Below are 18,681 nucleotides of genomic sequence, written 5' to 3'. Positions count from 1 at the left end.
GCGAGGTGCGATTTTCGGGCGCCGACCCCCACCGAATGACTCCACAGCAGCACCGAGGACTTCTGCCAACGCTCTTTCTGGGCGTTTTGCTGGCTGCACTCGACATCGCCGTGTTGGGGCCGGCGCTTCCCGCCATCGGAAGCCACTTCCAGGTGGACGAACGCACGCTGGCCTGGGCCTTCAACACGTTTGTGTTCTTCAACCTGCTGGGTGTGCCCGTGATGACCAAGCTGTCGGACCGGCATGGTCGTCGCCTGGTCTATCTGGTCGATGTCGGACTCTTTGCAGTCGGCGCGCTGATCGTGGTGCTTGCACCCAGCTACGCGGTGCTGCTTGTAGGTCGCGCCCTGCAGGGCCTCGGGGCCTCCGGAATCTTCCCTGTGGCTTCGGCTGTGGTCGGAGACGCATTTCCCAAGGAGCGCCGCGGTCGCGCCCTCGGCATTCTTGGAGCGGTGTTCGGTGTCGCATTCCTCATCGGCCCCATCCTGGCCGGCGTGCTGCTTCTGGTGGATTGGCGGCTCATCTACGTCGCCTATCTGCCTCTGGCGGTTACGGTCATGATCATGGGGGCGCGCAGGTTGCCCGCCTCCACATCGCCCGACAGAAAACCGTTGGATTGGCCCGGTCTTGCCCTGCTGGGAATGGTACTGGTTTCGCTGGCCTACGCAGTCAACAGGGTCGATGCAGCCCGTCTTGCGCAGAGCCTCGAGGATCCGCGGGTGTGGGGAGCCGTCATGTTCGTTCTGGTGGGCCTGCCCCTCTTTGTGCTTCGCGAGCGGCGCGCGGAAGACCCGGTGGTGCGTCCGGGACTGTTCCGGGATCGACAGGTGATCATTGCAGCAGCGCTGGCCGGGGCCGCCGGACTCAGCGAGTCCGCATTCATATTTCTGCCGGGACTGGCCATTGAGGCGTTCGGCGTCTCAGCCAGCACCGCGAGCTTCATGCTTCTCCCGCTTGTGGGCTCGATTGTTATCGCCTCGCCGGTGGCGGGCCGGATCCTGGACCGGATCGGCTCTCGCCTGGTGGTGCTGGCCTGTCAGGCCATCCTGGTAGCCGGCATCGGCCTCCTGGCCTGGAAAGGGCACCAGTTGCTCTGGTTTTACGTGGGTACCGTGCTCTTTGGCGCCGGGTTGGCGGGCATCATGGGCCCGGCACTGAGCTATATCCTGCTTGCGGCCGCCAGTGTCTCGGAACGCGGCGTATCCCAGGGACTCATCACCCTGTTTATCAGCGTCGGGCAGTTGGTCGGGAGTGCGGGAATCGGAGCCGTGGCTGCTTCGGTAGCGGGCAGCGAAGGGTACCAACTGGGTCTGCTTGCGATTGCGGCCTGCGGAGGTGTGGCGTGGCTCGCCGCACTTGCGCTGCGGGCGCGGCGCGATGCTTGAATGAGGCGTGGCTCGCCGCCCTGGCGCTGCGGGCGCGGCGTAGTGCCTGAATGAGGCGTGGCTCGCCGCGCTTGCGCTGCGGGCGCGGCGCAGTGCTTGAGGCCGCCCGCTAGGCCCTGTCTTCGGGCGGACGCGCGGGCAACCGCTCGGCGAGGTACCCGAGCAGGGCGATGCCCAGCGCCTCGGCCAGGACTCGGCCGGCCATGCGGCGGAGGATAAATACCAGCGTGCGCGGCAGGATTGCCACGGCGATCATCGCGCCAAAAAATCCCAGGAACCAGCGGGTGAGTGGGTTGCCGGAAGGGCGGGCCATGTATCAGTCGGTTTCAGCTGCGAGTTGTCCGCACGCGGCGGCAATGTCCTGGCCGCGGCTCCTCCGAACAGTAACACGCACGCCGCCATCGACCAACACCCGGATGAACGCATTCAACGTTTTCTCTTCCGTCCGGTCGAAGCCCAGGCCGGGCACGGGGTTGTACATGATCAGATTGACCTTGGAAGGGGCCCATCGGCAGACCCGGGCCAGGTTACGCGCGTCCTCCACGCTGTCGTTGAATCCGGAGAACATGCAGTACTCGTAGGTGACCGGTTTTCCAGTGGTCGACGCGTAGTGGCGCACCGCGTCGCGAAGGGCAGTCAGGTCTGTCTTGGCGGCGCGGTTGACGGGCATGATCGATGAGCGCTTCGTGTCGTCGGGCGCATGCAGCGATATCGCCAGATTGGCCGGGACCTCATCGTCCGCGAGCTGCCTGATCCGCCGCGCCAGGCCGACCGTGGAGATGGTGATCCGACGAGCGGAGAGCCCCAGGCCGGCCTCGTCACGCAGCAGATGCACGCTTCGGACAACCTCCTGGTAGTTCTGGAGGGGCTCGCCCATACCCATGTAGACCACGTTGCTCACACCGCGCCCGAACTCCTTGTGCGCCAGGGCGTCCAGCAGGACCACCTGTTCAAGAATTTCGCCCGCAGTCAGATTCTGGTGGAAGCCCATGCGGCCCGTGGCGCAAAAGGAACACGCCATCGCACATCCTACCTGGCTGGAGACGCACACGGTAAGGCGGGTTGCGGGACCTTCTCCATAGCGGTCATTTTCGGTCGCAAAGTCCGGGATCAGCACAGACTCCACATGGCGCCCGGAGGAGAGCCTGAAGAGCAATTTGATGGTCTGGTCCCGGGACTGAACGCGGTGGGTGAGCGCAAGGCGCGCAAGCGTTGTCTCTGAAGCCAAAGCACTGCGCAGTGCCGCGGGCAGATTGCTCATCGCCTCTACGGAGGCGGCGTCGCTATGGTACACCCATCGATAGAGCTGCTTCGCTCGATACGACGGCTGCCCCAGCCGCGCGACAAGCGCCTCCATCCCCTCGAGGGAGAGGCTGGTCAGTTCCACCGGAGCAGTCATTGCTCAGACCAGGCGATCTACGACGATAAGCAGGACCAGCAGCGGGATATAGTAGACCGTCGCCTTAAGCAGTCCGCGTGCAGCGACGCCTGTCATCTGATGGTGGAATCGCGCGACCGGCACAAAAAACCAGATGCCGATCAGCAATGCGCCGGCTGCGTAGATCAGCCCCGCTGCGTCAATCAGAAACGGGACCAGAGACGCGGCTACCATGAGCACCGAAAAGAGTACCACCTGAAATCGCAGGGAACGTCCGTCAGGCGCCGCAACCGACAGCATCTGATGCCCACCGCGGGCATAGTCGCTGCGATACATCCAGGCCAGCGCGTAGAAGTGGGGCAGCTGCCAGCAAATCAGAACGGCGAAGAAGGCCCATCCGGCCATTCCGAACGTACCCGTGGCCGCCGTGTATCCGCCGAGCGCAGGGAGCGCACCGGGGAGCGTTCCGACGAACGTGTTCCAGGTACTCACGCGTTTCAGAGGCGTGTACACAAACAGGTAGAGTGCCACGGTTGCCGCTGCCAGAATGCCGGTAAGCGGGTTGGTCAGCGGGCACAGCAGCCCCACGCCGGCGGCAACCAGAAACAGACCGAACCGCAGTGCGCTGCCGGGGGCTATGCGGCCGGCCGGAAGGGGCCGGGACGCCGTGCGCTTCATCTGAAGATCGAGTTCACGCTCCAGGTAGTGGTTCAGGGCACAGCCACCCGCTGAAGTGAGTGTGACTCCGATCAGCGTCCACATAAGCGTCAGCCAGTCCACAGCTGCGGATCCGCCAAGCATGAAGCCGGCAAGGGCCGAAATGGCAACCAGAAAAGAGATTTCTGGTTTGGTCAGCGTCAGATAGTCTCGCCAGATGGGCGGCGCGACCGCGGAAGCCGGTATGGGAGTAGAACCGTTCAAGCGGGGACAGGGCTCAGTCGGCGCGCACGCGCCAACGCCAGGGCGCCGACCACATTGAGCGAGAACAGGGCGGCACCGATGACGAGGTGAAGCGAGTTTACGACAACCTGCAGGTTGCTGGGCTGCAGCACGCCCGCCTCATCCAGAAGTACAAAGTAGGCAACAAAGCCCAACGCTACCTGCGCGACCACGGTGGCCAGCAGGACGCCTCCAAGAGTGCGCAATCCGGACGCGGAACGAAGCACTTTCACGTGGACCACCACGGCAAAGAGCGCGACGAACGCCCAGCTGATGTGCAAACCTGCAAGTAGCGGATCTATCCCGGTGCCGGGGTGACGCAGCAAAGCACCCAAAATAATCTGGACGTATACCGCGCCAGCGGCCAGCCAGCCGGCTTTTGGAAGGTTGATGGTCGGGGCAGGGCCGGGTCTCTGCCAGAGTCCCGAAGTGAAGAGCGCCATCGCTGCGAGGGTCGCAAAGAACAGCTGCGCGACACAGGCGTGCACGACCGCAAGGTCCAGGGAGACCAGTGCCACCCTGAGCCCGCCCAGCACACCCTGGAATATGACCAGCACCAATGCGGCCATGCCCAGGCGTCGCATCCAGGCCCGGTCGTCCGATCTCCAGGTCCACAACGCGAGAACCAGCGTGAACAGGCCAACCAGCGCACCCGCAAGCCGATGACCGTGCTCGGCAAGGATTGGCGTGACCTTCCACCAACCCGGCCACGGGTTGAATGGGTCGTATGAATCGAACGAGGTTGGCCAGTCGGGCACGGCCAGCCCGGCATCAATCGAGGTGACGAATGCACCCCAGGCGAGCAGGCCAACAGCGGCCGCGATCGCGGCAATCGTGAATCGGAATCGTGCGCGCATGCAATCAGGGGGTCGGCTGCTCTCACTCCGCATCGCCCGACAGTATCCCGAAGGTTTGCGAAGAGACCTCCAAATGCGCCGGTCGATGGCCGGGGAGCCTGTCCATCCCACGAAGCCCCGGCATCTGCGCACACATGTGCTCATTTCGGGACTGGTACATATATTGACGTGCTGTACCGACTCCAGCAAACCCCCTTCAATTCCGTTGTCGGACGGACGACTTACAGGTAAGCCTTTCCACCGCGCCATGGCGTGGTTGACGCTGCTTTCCACGCTGCACGTGCTCGTGCTACCGCTCGCCAACGCGACGTCGGCCAAGCCGTCGTCCGCGTACGCGACGTGGTTGGGTAACCAGGCCTCGCTGGACGGCCAGCCGGGGCTACAGGTCGCGCTTGACGAGGCGGCAGGCGAGCGCCACCGATCGCTGGAGTCCTTTGTTCGTGATTTTGTCCGCAGCCTGCCCGGTGATGCCGATGTAGTGGCTGCCGGACTTGCGTTCGGCGAGCGGATCGAGACAGCCGACCAGCTCCTTGCGCTTATCCTGAAGGATCTGCGCTCGCTTTCCCCGCGCGAACCGCTGGCGGATGCCCGGGTGCGCTCGGCCGAGAATACTGCCCTCTCAGCTTCGGTGCGTGCCGTGCTGGAGGCGAGGGAAAGAGCGCGGGCGCCGGGCCACACACTGGAGGCTCCGGCCGCACCGTCGGCCCCCGAATTCCAGGCCTCATTCGGCCTACTGAGCTCGATACAGGCGCTGGGACCCTAGCGGATTCCTGTCCGCAGTCGCGGGCATCTGCCATTTTCGCGCCACTGGCGCACTCCAGGACCCGCCGATGGCGGGCCATGACGCATTCACCCAGCATAACCCAGATCCATGCAGGGAAACGGTTTCAAGATCTTTCTGATCGGTTTCTTTCTGGCACTGTCGGGCTACTACCTGTACCCGTCGTTCCAGAACTACTTCATCAACCAGGAGCGCGACTCCCTCACCGAGGAAGCCCTCGCGGAGTACGACGCTGAAAACTATTCGCGCATCCGCACGGTGCGGGAGAAGGCCCTCAAGCTGGGCCTGGACCTGCTCGGCGGCATGCACGTGACGCTCGAGGTCCGTGTCGACGCGCTGATTCGGGAACTGGCCACGGACACGGACGATGCGTTCGAACAGGTTCTCGATGTTGCCCGCCAGCGGGCTGACGACGAGGGCGTTTCGGTCATCGATGCCTTTGTCCAGGAATTTGAGGCGCGCGATTCCGAAGCCAGACTCTCCCGGTATTTCCGGAATGACGGAGCCGGCATTACGCGTCGTTCCACGAACCAGGAGGTGGCCGACTACCTCCGTACGGAAGCGGCCGATGCGGTCAACCGCGCCATCGAGATCATCCGAGATCGCGTGGACCGCTACGGCGTGACAGAACCGGCCATCCAGAAGCAGGGCACCCGGCGCATCATTGTGGAGTTGCCGGGCATCAACGACCCGGAGCGAATTCGTGGTCTGCTGCGCGGCACGGCCCGCCTGGAGTTCCGGCTCATGTCGGATGAGGGTGAGCTGACCCGCGCGCTGCAGAACATCATCCAGTACTACGAGCCCGAGGTGGACTCCACGGACGCTGCAGATGCCGCAGCGGACACCACACTGGGCGTGCAGGATCTGCTGGCGCAGGACCCGGCCGGCCCCACAAACTCGCTGCTGGATGTGATGCAGCCGGTTGGGCAGGGCGTGACCTTCGGCCGTGTCTCCGAGCAGGACACCAGCGCCGTAAATGTGCTCCTGAGCGACCCCCGCGTGCAGGACTTCCTGCCTCAGGGCGTGCGGCTTATGTACACGTCGGCACCAATGGGCACGACCCAGGAAGGCTTTGAGGTCTACGACCTGCTCGGCGTGCGCCAGGAGGTCGAGTTGGGCGGCGAAACCATTACGGATGCCCGTGTGGACTTCGACCAGTTCACCAACGTGCCCGAAGTCACGATGACGATGAACTCCGAAGGCTCCCGCACATGGGCGCGTCTTACCGGGGCGAACGTCGGCCGCAATGTGGCCATCGTTCTGGACAACGTGGTCTATTCCTATCCGGTCGTGGAGCAGCGCATCACGGGAGGCCGCTCCAACATTTCCGGTCTGGATTCCAGGGAGGAAGCGCAGGACATCGTCACGGTGCTCAAGTCCGGTGCTCTGCCTGCGCCGGTCGAGATCATCGCTGAGCGCGGTGTGGGTCCAAGCCTCGGTCAGGCCTCGATCCGGGCCGGACTGAACTCGGTCATTCTCGGCCTGGTGCTCGTGGCGCTGTTCATGATCTTCTACTACCGGACCGGCGGCATGGTGGCCAACCTGGCTCTGGTGTTGAACATGATCTTCGTGCTCGGCATCCTTGCCGGGTTCAATGCCACGCTGACGCTGCCGGGCATCGCCGGTATTGTGCTGACCATTGGTATGGCGGTCGATGCCAACGTGCTGATTTTTGATCGCATCCGGGAAGAGGGCAACACCGGCAGGACGCTGAAGGCCTCCATTTCCGGCGGATACTCGAAGGCGCTCTCGGCCATTTTCGATGCGAACATCACGACGTTCTTCGTCGGCGTGATTCTGTACTCGTTCGGCATCGGCCCCATCCAGGGTTTTGCGGTGACACTGATGGCGGGCATTCTGTCATCCATGTTCACGGCCATCGTCTTCACCCGCATCCTCTTCGACTACATGGTGATTGAGCGGCGCATGACCGTCAGCTACGGCTGATCGGGCACCGTTCCAACCTCACCAAGACACATAGACTGTCATGCGCATATTTGAAAACGCGAACTACAAGTTCGTAGACAGCCGGACAAAGGGGTATATCCTCTCCGGCATCCTGCTGGTGGCAAGTATCGCCAGCATCGCGATTCGGGGCCTCGAGCTCGGAATCGACTTCCAGGGCGGTATGGAGTTCGTCGTAGAAACTGCCACGCCGCTCGATGCGACCGAGGTCCGCGTCGGACTCGGCGGCGTGCTCGGCTTTGAGCCCGAAGTCAAGACGTTTGACGACGCCCTGCTTGTCCGCACTCTCCCGACGGAGAGCATCACGGCAGTGCAGAATCAGATCGTTGACGGATTCAGCTCTCTCTATCCGGATTCGAATCCGGTGATCGTAAAGACCGATATCGTCGGGCCCCGGTTTGCCGAGGACCTCAAGCGGGGGGCGATTTATTCGATCCTGGGCTCGCTGCTCGTCATCTTCGTCTACATCCTGATCCGCTTTGAATGGCGATTCGGGCTGGGCGCCGTGGCTGCACTGTTCCACGACGTGACGATCACACTCGGTGTGTTCTCGGCGCTGCAGGGCATCCTGCCCTTCTCGCTGCAGATCGACCAGACGATCATCGCAGCCTTCCTGACGATTGTCGGTTACTCGCTGAACGACACGGTGGTCGTGTTCGACCGAATACGTGAGTACTCAGCGATCTTCAAGACGGAGGCCTACACCTCGATGGTCAACAAATCGATCAATCAGACGCTCAGTCGCACGATTGTGACCTCAGGAACCACATTGCTCGTGGTAGCGGTCCTCTTTATATTCGGCGGCGAAGTCCTCCGCGGCTTCGCTTTTGCGCTGATCATCGGCATCCTGATCGGTACGTACTCCTCTATTTTCGTGGCCTCCCCGGTAGTCGTCGAACTCCGGAATCGCCTCGGTAATACAGGCCGCTGATCGTACCAGGAGCGCCTACACCCACCTCAGACACCGGCATGAATTACAACGTCGACGAACGGTATAACTGCGTCGTCATCACCCTCAAAGGGAACGTCATGGGCGGACCTGACGGGTCCAAACTCCACGATGCCCTGCACGAGCTCAAAGAGGCTGGCAAGACCAACGTGGTTGCCGACCTGGGCAAAGTCAAGTTCATGAACTCCAGTGGTCTGGGAATGCTCATCAGTGCCATGACCACCATGCGTAATGCGGGCGGAGACCTGAGGTTGGCCAATGTGGCTGATCGCATCCAGTCGCTGCTCGTCATTACCAAGCTGATCACGGTGTTCAAGCACTTTGATTCCGTGGACGCGGCCGTCGAGAGCTATTCGGAAGAGTAGGCGCCTCAGAAAAGGACCAGTTCTTCGAAAGGCGGCGGGCACCAACCCGCCGCCTTTCCTGTGTAAAGGGGGTACGGACCCCGGCCCGCCGGGAATCGTTGGGAAGGCGGCCATCGCCAAAAAAGAGTCAGCAGCATGCCGGTAACGGTTGTAATCGGAAGCCAGTGGGGTGACGAGGGCAAAGGAAAGCTCGTCGACCTGCTTTCCGCGGAAGTAGACATCGTAGCGCGCTACCAGGGTGGGGCCAACGCCGGCCACACGATCTGCATCGGTGATGAGACGCACGTGCTCCACCTGGTGCCGAGCGGCATCTTCCATGACGGCGTGCAGTGCGTCATCGGCAACGGCGTGGTGATCGACCCCGTGGCCGTCATGGACGAGATTCGCATGATCCGTCAGCTGGGCATTCGCGTGGAGGGTCGTCTGTTCATCTCCCACAATGCCCACCTGATCATGCCGTACCACAAGCGCATCGAGCAGGTGCGTGAGCGGGCTCGTGATGCGGGTGCCATCGGCACGACTGGCCGTGGCATCGGACCGGCCTACGTAGACAAGTTCGCCCGGACGGGCATTCGGGTCGTTGATCTGCTTGACCGGGACGTGCTGCGTCGCAAGCTGACCACGGCCATCCAGGAGAAGAATGCCATCCTTCGCGAGGTGTACAAGGAGGAAGAGCTGGACGTCGAGGCCATCATCGAGGAGTACGTCGAGTTTGACCAGCTCATCGACCCCTTTGTCACGGATACCACCCAACTCCTGGGCGATGGACTTGCTGCCGGCAAACACGTGCTCGCTGAAGGGGCGCAGGGCTCGCTGCTCGACGTGGATCACGGGACGTACCCGTTCGTGACGTCCAGTCATCCGACTGCGGGAGGGGCGTGCACCGGTCTGGGCATTCCGCCGACCGAAGTGAACCGCGTCATCGCCATCGTGAAGGCGTACACCACGCGCGTCGGAAACGGCCCCTTCCCGACAGAGCTTGAAGACGCGACCGGAGAATTGCTTCGCAAGAACGGCCACGAGTTCGGGGCCACTACCGGCCGCCCCAGGCGGTGTGGGTGGCTGGACCTCGTTGCGCTCAACTACACATCGCGCATCAACGGCTTCACCGAGTTGGCGATCACAAAGCTCGATGTGCTTTCCGGAATTGACGCGCTAAAGGTTGCCACGCGCTACCGGCAGGGAGACGGCAAGGTCAACACGCGATTCCCGAGCCATCTCGAAGGGCTTCAGAACGCATCGCCCGAATACCAGGAGTTGCCTGGGTGGCAGGAAGACATCACGGAGGTCGCTTCGTACGATGACCTGCCCGACACGGCGCGGTCCTACCTCCAGTTTGTGTCCGAAAACCTGAACGTGCCCATTTCGTACGTCTCGACCGGACCCAAGCGCTCCCAGACCATCGCCATAGACGGAGTCACCGCCTGACGTTGCTACCGAACAGGAGGCGCCAGCCTCCGAACGGACCAATTGCATGAAGGCATACAGAATGTCGGTCAACCTCAAACTGGGGTTGATCGTATTTGCGGTCGCCATTGCGGTGGCGTCGCTGTGGTACACCAATTCGCTGGCTGAGCAGCTTCGCGAAAGGGAGCAATCCATCATCGAGCTGTGGGCGATGGCCCTTGCGCAGGTACCACGCGCTGCAGCGCAGGGCATCAACCCGTATGAGCAGGAACTGCGGGACCTGAATCGTCTGCTGGCAACGGGCGAAATGATGGACGCCGCGGGGCAGCCGCTCAGCAGGACGCAGCGAGAGACACTTCGCCGGGCCGTCGTATGGTCTCAGGGTATGCCTCCCGTGAACGACCTGACGTTCATCCTGGAGGCCTTCATGGAGCCCGACTTCGGGATTCCACACATCCTCGTGGACTCCACGGACGGCAGCGCCATCGGTTGGCGCAACGTGCCGATCGAGGGCGCGAGCCTGACCGCCATGGCGCCACCGGACTCGGCGCGAGCAGCAACGGTCCTGGCTCGCTTGCAACGGGACATGATGGCGCAGCATGATCCCATTCGCATCGACTTGAGCTACGGGACCCCCACCGGGGAGACCATCCAGTGGGTGCAGTACATGCTGTACGGGGAGAGTGCGCTGGTTCGAGATCTGAGGCGTTTTCCCTTCGTCCAGTTGCTCTTTGTGGCGTTGTTCGTGCTGGTAGGGTACCTCAGTTTTTCCTACGTGCGACGTAGTGAGCAGTCCAGCCTCTGGGTGGGGATGGCCAAGGAGGCTGCGCATCAGTTGGGCACCCCCATCTCCAGTCTCATGGGCTGGCTCGAAGTTCTGCGCATGCCGGACGTCGGGCGGGAGCAGGAGCAGACCGCGTTTGGAGAGATTGAAAAGGACATCGCCCGCCTGGAGCGTGTGACGGCACGCTTCTCCGACATCGGTTCACTGCCGAAGCTGGAGGTGCAGCCTGTCGACCCCGTCGTCGAGAATATTGTAGGGTACATGCGCCACCGACTCCCGACTCGAGGTCGGGCCATTCAGCTCACGACGGATCTTGATCGGGGGCTGCGCGCGAGCCTGAATCCCGAGTTGTTTGAGTGGGTGATCGAGAACCTGATCAAGAACGCCATGGATGCCATTGAGGGCGATAAAGGCGCGATTCAGGTTCGGGGCAGGCGCTTTGAGGATCGCATACGCGTGGATGTGGCCGACACCGGCAAGGGCATCGATCGGCGGGACGCCAACCATGTCTTCAAGCCAGGATACAGTACCAAGAAGCGGGGTTGGGGGCTCGGACTGAGCCTGGCAAAGCGCATTGTCGAGGATTACCACGGCGGCACGCTTACGCTCGTCGCCTCGAAACCCGGAGAGGGCTCGACCTTCCGGATTGAGATCCCCGCGGCCTGACCTGAGTCAGTCCGGAAAGGAGACGCGGCCGGGCAGCGCCACGTCCGTCTGGCGGGATACCACCAGGAAGATGTCGTCCCGGTGCCGCAGCGCCACCGCGGTTCGGCCTTCGAACGTCCGCATGCGCGGGGCTCCGCCGGTTGCAAGGTTGTCGAGCGTGGCCCGATCAAGCGTTATGCGGTCTGCCCGGGCTCCAAGCATGGCGTAGTTCAGCACCCCGATGGTGATGTCGCGCTGATCCCCGGACGGCCCGAAGAAGAAGACCGGGATGCGCACACCCGTGGCGATCTCCGGGAACGCGACCCCAGTCAGGCCCGTGCCGACGATGTTGGGTACTGCGAAATCCCAGTCCACACGACCGTCAAACCAGTCTGCGGCCTGCTCTCGGCTTCGGGTTTCCAGCTCGACCTCGGTGAAGGGCACAATCTGGGCGGCCCGCTCCAGCGCATCCGCGGGAGGGGGAATCTGGACGACTTCCTGTCGCGGGAAGAGTTGGGTCACAGCGACCGCGGTCAGCGCGCCGATGGCGAGCAGGGAGAGCACGGCCGGAACGCGGGTGCGGAGAGGACGCTTGCGACGTGTCGCGGGACGCATGAGCGCGCCGGCCGTCTTGCGGATCAGTTCGGATCCCGGCCGCTCGAGAAATCTGTCCAGATCCAGCGCATCCAGGGCAACTTCCGCCGTGCAGACCTCCTGTGCGGCGAGCCTGGATGCCGCTTCACCCAGGAACAGCGCGGCTCTCGGGGCCGGAATGCCCAGAACGGTGCCAAGGTCGTCCGGTGCGCGCATGCCACGGGTTGCCAGAAAGGTCACGGTGCGGTCACGCTGGTCCATGGCCGCATACGCGCGGGCGAGCCGGTCACGCAGCAGCTCCCGGTTGATGCGTGCCGAGACGAGCGATGCGGGTTCGAGGTCGCTTTGCGGCTGTGATGGATCGGAATGGGGAGATGCGGTGACCGGTGCGTCGGGGGGTGAGGTTGACGCGGTCGCGGAGAGCGAGCTTGTCGCGGCGTCGGGCGGCGCACCAGTCGCGGTCTCGGAGGGTGAGCTAGTCGCGGCGTCGGAGGGTGAGCTTGTCGCGGCGTCGGCCGGCGCGGCCGCCGGCCCGGAGGGAGGCGTCGCGACGGCCCCGAGGGGCACTGGTTCGATGTCGTCAAAGGCCATTCCAGAGGCCGTAACCATCGCGCCCAGCAGTGCAAACCGGTTAGCCGCTCCGGCCGATCGGTAGGCCTCCACAACCAGCGATTCGGCCGCCTCCAGACTGTTGGTCATGACCTGTGCGAGGGCGAACGCCTCCGCCAGGTGGGGCACGCGTGTCGTGGCGTCGTTCTTAGCCATCCAGGAAGACTACATTGATGGGTGACCCGGTGCGCAGTCCGTACAGTTCGGCAGCGTTTCCGCGGGAAACCGCAATTTCGAGCAGGTCAGTGCTATTGAAAAGCAGGAGTGGGTCGCCCCCTGAAACGGCGGCGTAAGTCGGCTGCACGTCATCCAGGATGACGGTGCCGGCATAGCACTTGAAGCGCCGCTTGGATCGGCCGCCGATGAACTCCTCGCGGGTGATGTTCGTGACGCAGTTCCCGAATCGGTCCACGTGGACCACCCAGCCCCGAATTCCCTGCTCGTCGTGAATTGGCAAGGCCCAATGCAGGGGGGTCAATTGGCTTAGCGGCGATCCCAATTCGGACAAGGGGATTCCCGCCGCAAGATGGGCCGCGGCCGGTGCAAAGACATCTCGGCCGTGGAACGTGGAGCTCGGGTCTGGTACACGCCAGAAGTCGGGGTTGTCGAGCACCACTGCTTCATCCGGCCGGGCCTGCAATACCAGGGAAAAGAGACCATTGTCGGGACCCACGAAGTACTGCCCGGCCTTACCGACTGCCACGGCCTTGCGGGCAGAACCGACGCCCGGGTCGACGACGGACACATGTACGGTGCCCGGCGGAAAGTGTGCAGCAGAGTCGCGCAGCACAAACGCCCCCTGCATCACATCCTGAGGCGGGATGTCGTGGGTGATATCCACGATCCGCACCTCCGGGGCAACAGACAGGACCACGCCCTTCATCGCCGCGACGTATGCGTCGCGGGTACCAAAGTCGGTGAGCAGCGTGAGGATGCCGTTGGGAGCGGGCATGCCGATGAGCGAGGCGCGGGAAAGCAGCGCGGAAGTTAGCAAAGATCAGGGCTTCGGGTGCTGCATGAACCGTGTTCGCCGGCTGTCCGCGCATCGCACATTCTGGAACCGGGAACCGGCCGTATCGTCTGCAACGCATGGCGCAAACCCCGTCCGACACGGATACCCGACACGGCGAAGCCCTCAACAAGTTCATCCTGTTCTGGGGTGAAATGGCTTCCAACTGGGGCATCAACCGAACCATGGCTCAGATCCACGCCTTCCTGTATGCGCAGGAGGAGCCGGTCGACACCGATCACATCATGGAGCGGTTGCAGATCTCACGCGGCAACGCCAACATGAATCTGCGCTCGCTGATGAACTGGAATCTGGTGCGCAAAACGCACCTTCCAGGATCCCGCAAGGACTTCTTCATTGCCGAGAAAGACGTGTGGGAAATCACCCTGCAGATTATCCGCGAGCGCGAGCGCAGGGAGATCCAGCCCGTTATGCAACAGCTTCAGGAGTGTCGGGAGTTGTTGACGGGGCAGGAGAGCGGGCCCTGTCCGGATGATCTGTCTCCGGCCGAGCGACATTTTTGCGAGCGCCTCGACAATCTGATGCGCCTGATGGAGGTGTTCGAAGGACTGTCCAAGACCATCCTGCCGTTCATCCAGGCACAAAATGTGGAACTGCTGCGCCAACTAGTAGGCCTCTCCGATGAGCAAGACCAATCACGTTGAAACCGGGCGCCAGGGCGAGGCGATTGCAGAGGAGTACCTGCAGGGCAAGGGCTATCAGATCATGGCCACCAACTATCGGTTCGAGCGATCGGAGGTGGACATTGTCGCCTTTCAGCCCAGAGAACGATGGGAGGACGGCGGCGACATGGTCTTCGTGGAAGTAAAGACGCGCCGGGGCACCGGATTCGGGCACCCGGAGGAAGCCGTAACGCCGGAGAAGAGGAAGCACCTGATCCGCGCGGCACGCGCCTGGCTGCACGAGAATCGTATGGATCGTACACCCGCCCGATTCGACGTGGTTGCAATCACCTGGCTGCCCGGGCAGGAGCCCGAGATTCACCACATTGAGAACGCGTTCTGGACCTTCTGAGCGGCGGTTGGAGGGGGCGGCGCCGGGTCTGTAGCCGCGGCGGGTGCCCTGGTGCCGGCCTGTGGCCGCGGCGTGAGCTCTCTGGCGCCGAGCCTGTGGCCGCGGCTTGAGTCTGGGCGCCGAGCCTGTGGCCGCGGCTTGAGTCCGGGCGCCGAGCTTGTGGCCGCGGCGTGAGTCCGGGCGCCGAGCACGGGGAGTGGAAAGACCCACCCCAATTCCATGTTTGAGGCCGCGCGGACGCCCCCCGAGGGTAAAAGCCCACCCATATTCGATGTCGGGGTCGGCGCAGAGGTCTGCGGAGTGTAAACGGCCAGCCCGATTCCACGTTTGAGGCCGAGGGACTCAAGGCGCAGCGGTGTCCGTCGCGGGCAGCCCCGACCGCATCGGAGCGGCGAGCGCCCCTCGCCGAGCACGGGGAGTGGAAAGACCCACCCCAATTCCATGTTTGAGGCCGCGCGGACGCCCCCGGAGTGTAAAAGCCCACCCATATTCGATGTCGGGGTCGGCGCGGAGGTCTGCGAAGTGTAAACGGCCAGCCCGATTCCACGTTTGAGGCCGAGGGACTCAAGGCGCAGCGCTGTCCGTCGCGGGCAGCCCCGACCGCACCGCTGCGGCGAGGCCCGTCCGCCCCGCCGCGTGCCGCCCCGACCGCCCCGGCCGCCCCGCGCCGCAACCACCAAACCGCCGCCCCCTAATCCCGCCCAGTCATCGCGCGATTGAACCGGTCCGGTGCCACGTATCGGGTGTGGTAGCGCTGCCAATCGCCCGGATGCCTGCGATACACCGGATCCTGCTCGAGACCACGGGGCGGCGTGTCGTATGCGGTTGTTTCGTGGCTGGGGAGTGGCAGGACGGTTGTAGAGAAGGTGGTATTCAGGTCGCCGTCCTTGACCCAGCCGTCCCCGACCAACACGTAGTTGCGCGTAAATCCATCGGCGGGTGGATCCAGGGCCTCGAAGCGAAGCACGAGTTCATCGCCCGCATTCATGATGACGTATCGATCCTCTACGGCCCGGAGCAACTCCAGGACGTCCCCAAACCGTGTGTGGTAGCCCTCCAGGTCCCGCCAGATGGGCCGTGTCGCGACGAGTTGATCGTACTGGGGCAACTCGGGAGACACGCGGTCGGCGGCCTCAACGCGCGAGAATCCTCGAAATCGCAGGGTAGCGGAGGACAGGGGCAGCATGCGTTCCACTGGCCGATCGCCAGACGGAGCAGCCCAACCAAGCTGGTCCCAGTAGACCTCCAGATTCGTGCGCAGGCGAAAGCGCCGCTCCGCACCGGGCAGCCACAGGTCGGCAAGCTCAAGAATGACGGTTTTTTGCTTGCCTGACGGGAATCCGAGATCCCGCCGCACGGTGGACCACCCTCCGCGGCCGTCGGGAATCTCAAGTTGCAGACTGGTCGGCACCTCGCGGGCGGCCTGGTCCACGGCCACGTTGATGGAGCTATCCGTGGGTCGCACCCATCCAAAGCCTACGAACACTGCATTCGCCGGCGCGGAATCCGGGAGCACCATCTCCAGGGTGTGATCATGGGCGATGCCCTGGTAGCGAGCCCTTTCCGGTCCGGGCACATAGGTGTCGTCACGCGACAGGGCCGCGCCGTCTGCCGGGTTTCCGCGGGCATCCAGTACAGAGGCCATCGGACCCATGGCCTCAAACAGGTGCGTTCGGCCGTCGGGCGGCGGAAATGCGAACCGCTCGTCCAGCCTAACCTCGGTGCCCGTGGGGTGGTCCACCGCCATCAGCCCGACGTAGTCAAAGAAATGAGTCTCCCACAGCTCCGCGGTGATCCGGACCTCCAACAATTCGTCTCGTTCGGCAAGCGCGGAGCCAGGGATCAGGATCCTGTCCTCGGTCGCCGCAATGCCCGCCGTTTCCTGTGCGTTGATCCGCAGGCCCAGCGGCGAGCGCCAGATAAAGTCGGTGATGAAAGTCGCCACGCCTTCTGTTCCCACCGCAAAGACCCACGGACATGATCCTTTGAGCCGCTGCTGCGCCAACACGGTTTCGTCCGACAGCAGATCAAATTCCACCTGGATGTCGCCGTTGGGCCACGTGATGCGGGCTACTTCGGTGAGCAGGTTGTCTCCGAGGCCGAAGTGAACCAGGAAGCCATCGATCGGCCGCTTCTGATACAGGAGTCCGGAACGAAGCTCCACCTCGCCGCCCACGGCGAATGTGTTGATTCTGCGGTCTCCGAGAACCTCGGCCGTGCGCGGGCGAATGCGTTTCCACTGATATCCGGCGAGGCCGTCAGGCAGGTACGCCAGGGCCTCGCCCTGCGCACCTCGCCCTACCAGCGCCGGGCCACCGGCCTCGGTTAGGGCAGCCGCTCCGTCCATCGTAAATCCGACAATCGGATCGAGCGCACGCAGCGTGCCGTCCGAGTCCGTGAGGTAAACGTGCACGCTGGTTCCAGCCTGAAGCACCCAGTCCACGGCCCCGTTGTTGTCCAACTCAACCAGCATGAGCTCCGTCACGCCGGGGGGAAGGGCGCCTTCAACCACCGCCGCCTCCGCCTGCTCACCGGGTGAAAGTCGCAGCACTCCCTGCTCGGTGACCGCGGCAAGCTCGAATCTTCCGTCGGCATTGCCGTCGTCAAGGCCGACGGCCACAACGTCCTGACCGAGCGTTTCCGGGGCCGCCCAGCGCCCGTTGCGCAGGTTCTCGTGCCATTGCAGCGATCCGTTGTCAGCCAGGACCGCCAGGTCAGGGTCGCCGTCGGCATCCAGGTCCGCCCATTTTAGGTCACGCACCAGGACATCGCCCACCAGTCGATCCAGGACAAAGGTGCCGTCTCCCAGGTTCTGGAGCACGCGCAATCCACCGTCCTCCAGGGCGACGAGCAGATCGAGGTCGCCCTCCATATCCACATCAAACGCCCACACCCCCCGGGCCGCCGTCGTCACGGGAGTCGCACCCTGACTCTCGGTGAATGAGCCTGCAGGAGTCTGCCTGAACACGGTAACGCCGGATGGACCCGCCACTGCCAGGTCCATGAGGTAGTCCTGATCCAGATCCTGCACGGCAGTCCCTGAACCGGGAGCATCCGTCAGCCGCACCTCAGTGCCGTCGGGAAGCGAGAGCACGCGGCCGCGGGCGAGCAACACGGAAGGAGTCTCGGAGTCGCCTACAAACGCGGGAGCCGACCAGGTCCACCCCGCATCGGTGACCGGGATGGGATCAGCCCGCATGACGAGTTGCAGGTCGGCCGGGGCCACCCGGTTGGGCGGCGGAGAAAGGGCCAGGGGTGTCTCGAGGGGAGGCGCCACCAGCTCGGGCGGACTTTCTATCGCGTCCAGATCCGCGCGATACCAGTCAGCCCGCATGAGCACGTTGGTAAGCCGGGCCATGGTCGCTTCGGAACTGCCGTCGAGCCCGGAGAGCTCCTCCTGCAGAACGTCAGGGTCTGGATGAGGCCGTTCGAGCAAGGCCCCCCTTAAACCCGGAACCTCCAATCCCGCATTAACCCTGGCCATCATCAGGGCCGTGTTGGCGGGTGCCAGATCCGAAGCCTGCTCGAGCAGCCCGGCAGCTGCATCAGGCCGGAGCTGCGCAAGCAGAACGAGCGTGCGGGGGGAATGCGCAGAAACACCCTCCAGTTGGGCCACGGCCGAGGCCGTGTCGCCGACGGCGAGACTGGCGTGGGCGACAATCAATGCGACACGTGCATCCGAAGCCCCGTCCATGGCCTCCGACGCTGCCACAGCGGCGGCGTCGGTCTCTCCGCGCCGCAAAGCCAGGAGTGTCTGGTTGGCCCAGGCCGCCGATTCGGACGGTACGATTTCGGTCACCACCTCAAGGCGCGCGCGGGCACGCAGGTCATCCCCGATCTGCATCGCTGCCACGCCGCCGTAGAAGGCACCGAGCGCCTCCAGATACTCCTCCGAACCCGGTTCCGGGACGGCAGGCGCACATCCGGCAGCAAGCGCAATCAGCAGAAGCAGAACGGAAGGGCGCCGTGGCGTCATGGC

Annotated in this window: 16 protein-coding genes; 9 read left to right on the top strand and 7 right to left on the bottom strand. The window is 63.7% G+C overall.

Features of this window, described 5'->3' with window-relative positions; translation table 11 throughout:
* Positions 1-35 precede the first annotated feature (35 nt).
* Entirely contained in the window at positions 36-1,385 is a 1,350-nt protein-coding gene (locus tag JJ896_16660) for an MFS transporter (GenBank protein MBO6781290.1), read from the top strand.
* 109 nt (positions 1,386-1,494) lie between these two features.
* Here the strand turns inward: JJ896_16660 and JJ896_16655 are convergent, their stop codons facing one another.
* The 4 genes from JJ896_16655 to JJ896_16640 are packed head-to-tail and all read right to left on the bottom strand — an operon-like array spanning position 1,495 to position 4,559.
* Positions 1,495-1,698 carry a hypothetical protein gene (locus JJ896_16655; GenBank protein MBO6781289.1) on the bottom strand — a complete coding sequence of 68 codons (204 nt, stop codon included), beginning with the start codon at positions 1,696-1,698 and terminating at the stop codon, positions 1,495-1,497.
* A gap of 3 nt (positions 1,699-1,701) precedes the next feature.
* Entirely contained in the window at positions 1,702-2,784 is a 1,083-nt protein-coding gene (gene rlmN / locus JJ896_16650) for a 23S rRNA (adenine(2503)-C(2))-methyltransferase RlmN (GenBank protein ID MBO6781288.1), read from the bottom strand.
* Positions 2,785-2,787: 3 nt separating this feature from the next.
* Positions 2,788-3,684 carry a protoheme IX farnesyltransferase gene (gene cyoE / locus JJ896_16645; GenBank protein MBO6781287.1) on the bottom strand — a complete coding sequence of 299 codons (897 nt, stop codon included), beginning with the start codon at positions 3,682-3,684 and terminating at the stop codon, positions 2,788-2,790.
* The gene (locus tag JJ896_16640) at positions 3,681-4,559 is read right to left on the bottom strand and encodes a COX15/CtaA family protein (protein ID MBO6781286.1); all 879 of its coding nucleotides are present in this window, start codon (positions 4,557-4,559) and stop codon (positions 3,681-3,683) included. The genes cyoE and JJ896_16640 overlap by 4 nt, the downstream gene beginning before the upstream one ends.
* 247 nt (positions 4,560-4,806) lie before the next feature.
* Here JJ896_16640 and JJ896_16635 point away from each other — a divergent pair, with 247 nt between their 5' ends.
* From JJ896_16635 to JJ896_16610, 6 genes are all read left to right on the top strand, one after another.
* A complete protein-coding gene (locus JJ896_16635; protein MBO6781285.1) occupies positions 4,807-5,322 on the top strand; it encodes a hypothetical protein in 516 nt (171 codons plus the stop codon).
* Positions 5,323-5,430: 108 nt separating this feature from the next.
* The gene (gene secD, locus JJ896_16630; GenBank protein ID MBO6781284.1) at positions 5,431-7,287 is read left to right on the top strand and encodes a protein translocase subunit SecD; all 1,857 of its coding nucleotides are present in this window, start codon (positions 5,431-5,433) and stop codon (positions 7,285-7,287) included.
* 40 nt (positions 7,288-7,327) lie between these two features.
* A complete protein-coding gene (gene secF / locus JJ896_16625) occupies positions 7,328-8,236 on the top strand; it encodes a protein translocase subunit SecF (GenBank protein MBO6781283.1) in 909 nt (302 codons plus the stop codon).
* A gap of 38 nt (positions 8,237-8,274) precedes the next feature.
* Positions 8,275-8,619, top strand: a complete 345-nt coding sequence (locus JJ896_16620) for an STAS domain-containing protein (GenBank protein MBO6781282.1) — start codon at positions 8,275-8,277, stop codon at positions 8,617-8,619.
* Positions 8,620-8,754: 135 nt separating this feature from the next.
* Positions 8,755-10,047: an adenylosuccinate synthase gene (locus JJ896_16615; GenBank protein MBO6781281.1), complete on the top strand. Its 1,293-nt coding sequence runs from the start codon at positions 8,755-8,757 to the stop codon at positions 10,045-10,047.
* A gap of 46 nt (positions 10,048-10,093) precedes the next feature.
* Positions 10,094-11,476 (top strand): HAMP domain-containing histidine kinase, encoded by a 1,383-nt coding sequence (locus tag JJ896_16610; protein MBO6781280.1) that lies wholly within the window; start codon positions 10,094-10,096, stop codon positions 11,474-11,476.
* Positions 11,477-11,482: 6 nt separating this feature from the next.
* On the opposite strand, the gene JJ896_16605 is transcribed toward JJ896_16610, so the two are convergent.
* Together JJ896_16605 and JJ896_16600 are read right to left on the bottom strand one after the other, a co-directional pair.
* Entirely contained in the window at positions 11,483-12,814 is a 1,332-nt protein-coding gene (locus tag JJ896_16605; GenBank protein ID MBO6781279.1) for a hypothetical protein, read from the bottom strand.
* Positions 12,807-13,652 carry an SAM-dependent chlorinase/fluorinase gene (locus JJ896_16600; protein ID MBO6781278.1) on the bottom strand — a complete coding sequence of 282 codons (846 nt, stop codon included), beginning with the start codon at positions 13,650-13,652 and terminating at the stop codon, positions 12,807-12,809. Before JJ896_16600 ends, JJ896_16605 begins: the two co-directional genes overlap by 8 nt.
* 95 nt (positions 13,653-13,747) lie before the next feature.
* Here JJ896_16600 and JJ896_16595 point away from each other — a divergent pair, with 95 nt between their 5' ends.
* Entirely contained in the window at positions 13,748-14,332 is a 585-nt protein-coding gene (locus tag JJ896_16595) for a hypothetical protein (protein ID MBO6781277.1), read from the top strand.
* A complete protein-coding gene (locus JJ896_16590; GenBank protein ID MBO6781276.1) occupies positions 14,310-14,702 on the top strand; it encodes a YraN family protein in 393 nt (130 codons plus the stop codon). The genes JJ896_16595 and JJ896_16590 overlap by 23 nt, the downstream gene beginning before the upstream one ends.
* Positions 14,703-15,393: 691 nt before the next feature.
* Here JJ896_16590 and JJ896_16585 read toward each other — a convergent pair.
* The gene (locus JJ896_16585; GenBank protein MBO6781275.1) at positions 15,394-18,678 is read right to left on the bottom strand and encodes a CRTAC1 family protein; all 3,285 of its coding nucleotides are present in this window, start codon (positions 18,676-18,678) and stop codon (positions 15,394-15,396) included.
* Between the last annotated feature and the right edge of the window lie 3 nt (positions 18,679-18,681).

The organism is Rhodothermales bacterium (genome assembly GCA_017643395.1).
Classification (GTDB): Bacteria; Bacteroidota; Rhodothermia; order Rhodothermales; family UBA10348; genus JABDJZ01.
The sequence above is the reverse complement of the archived record's forward strand: the minus strand, read 5'-3'. Positions and strand labels throughout refer to the sequence as shown.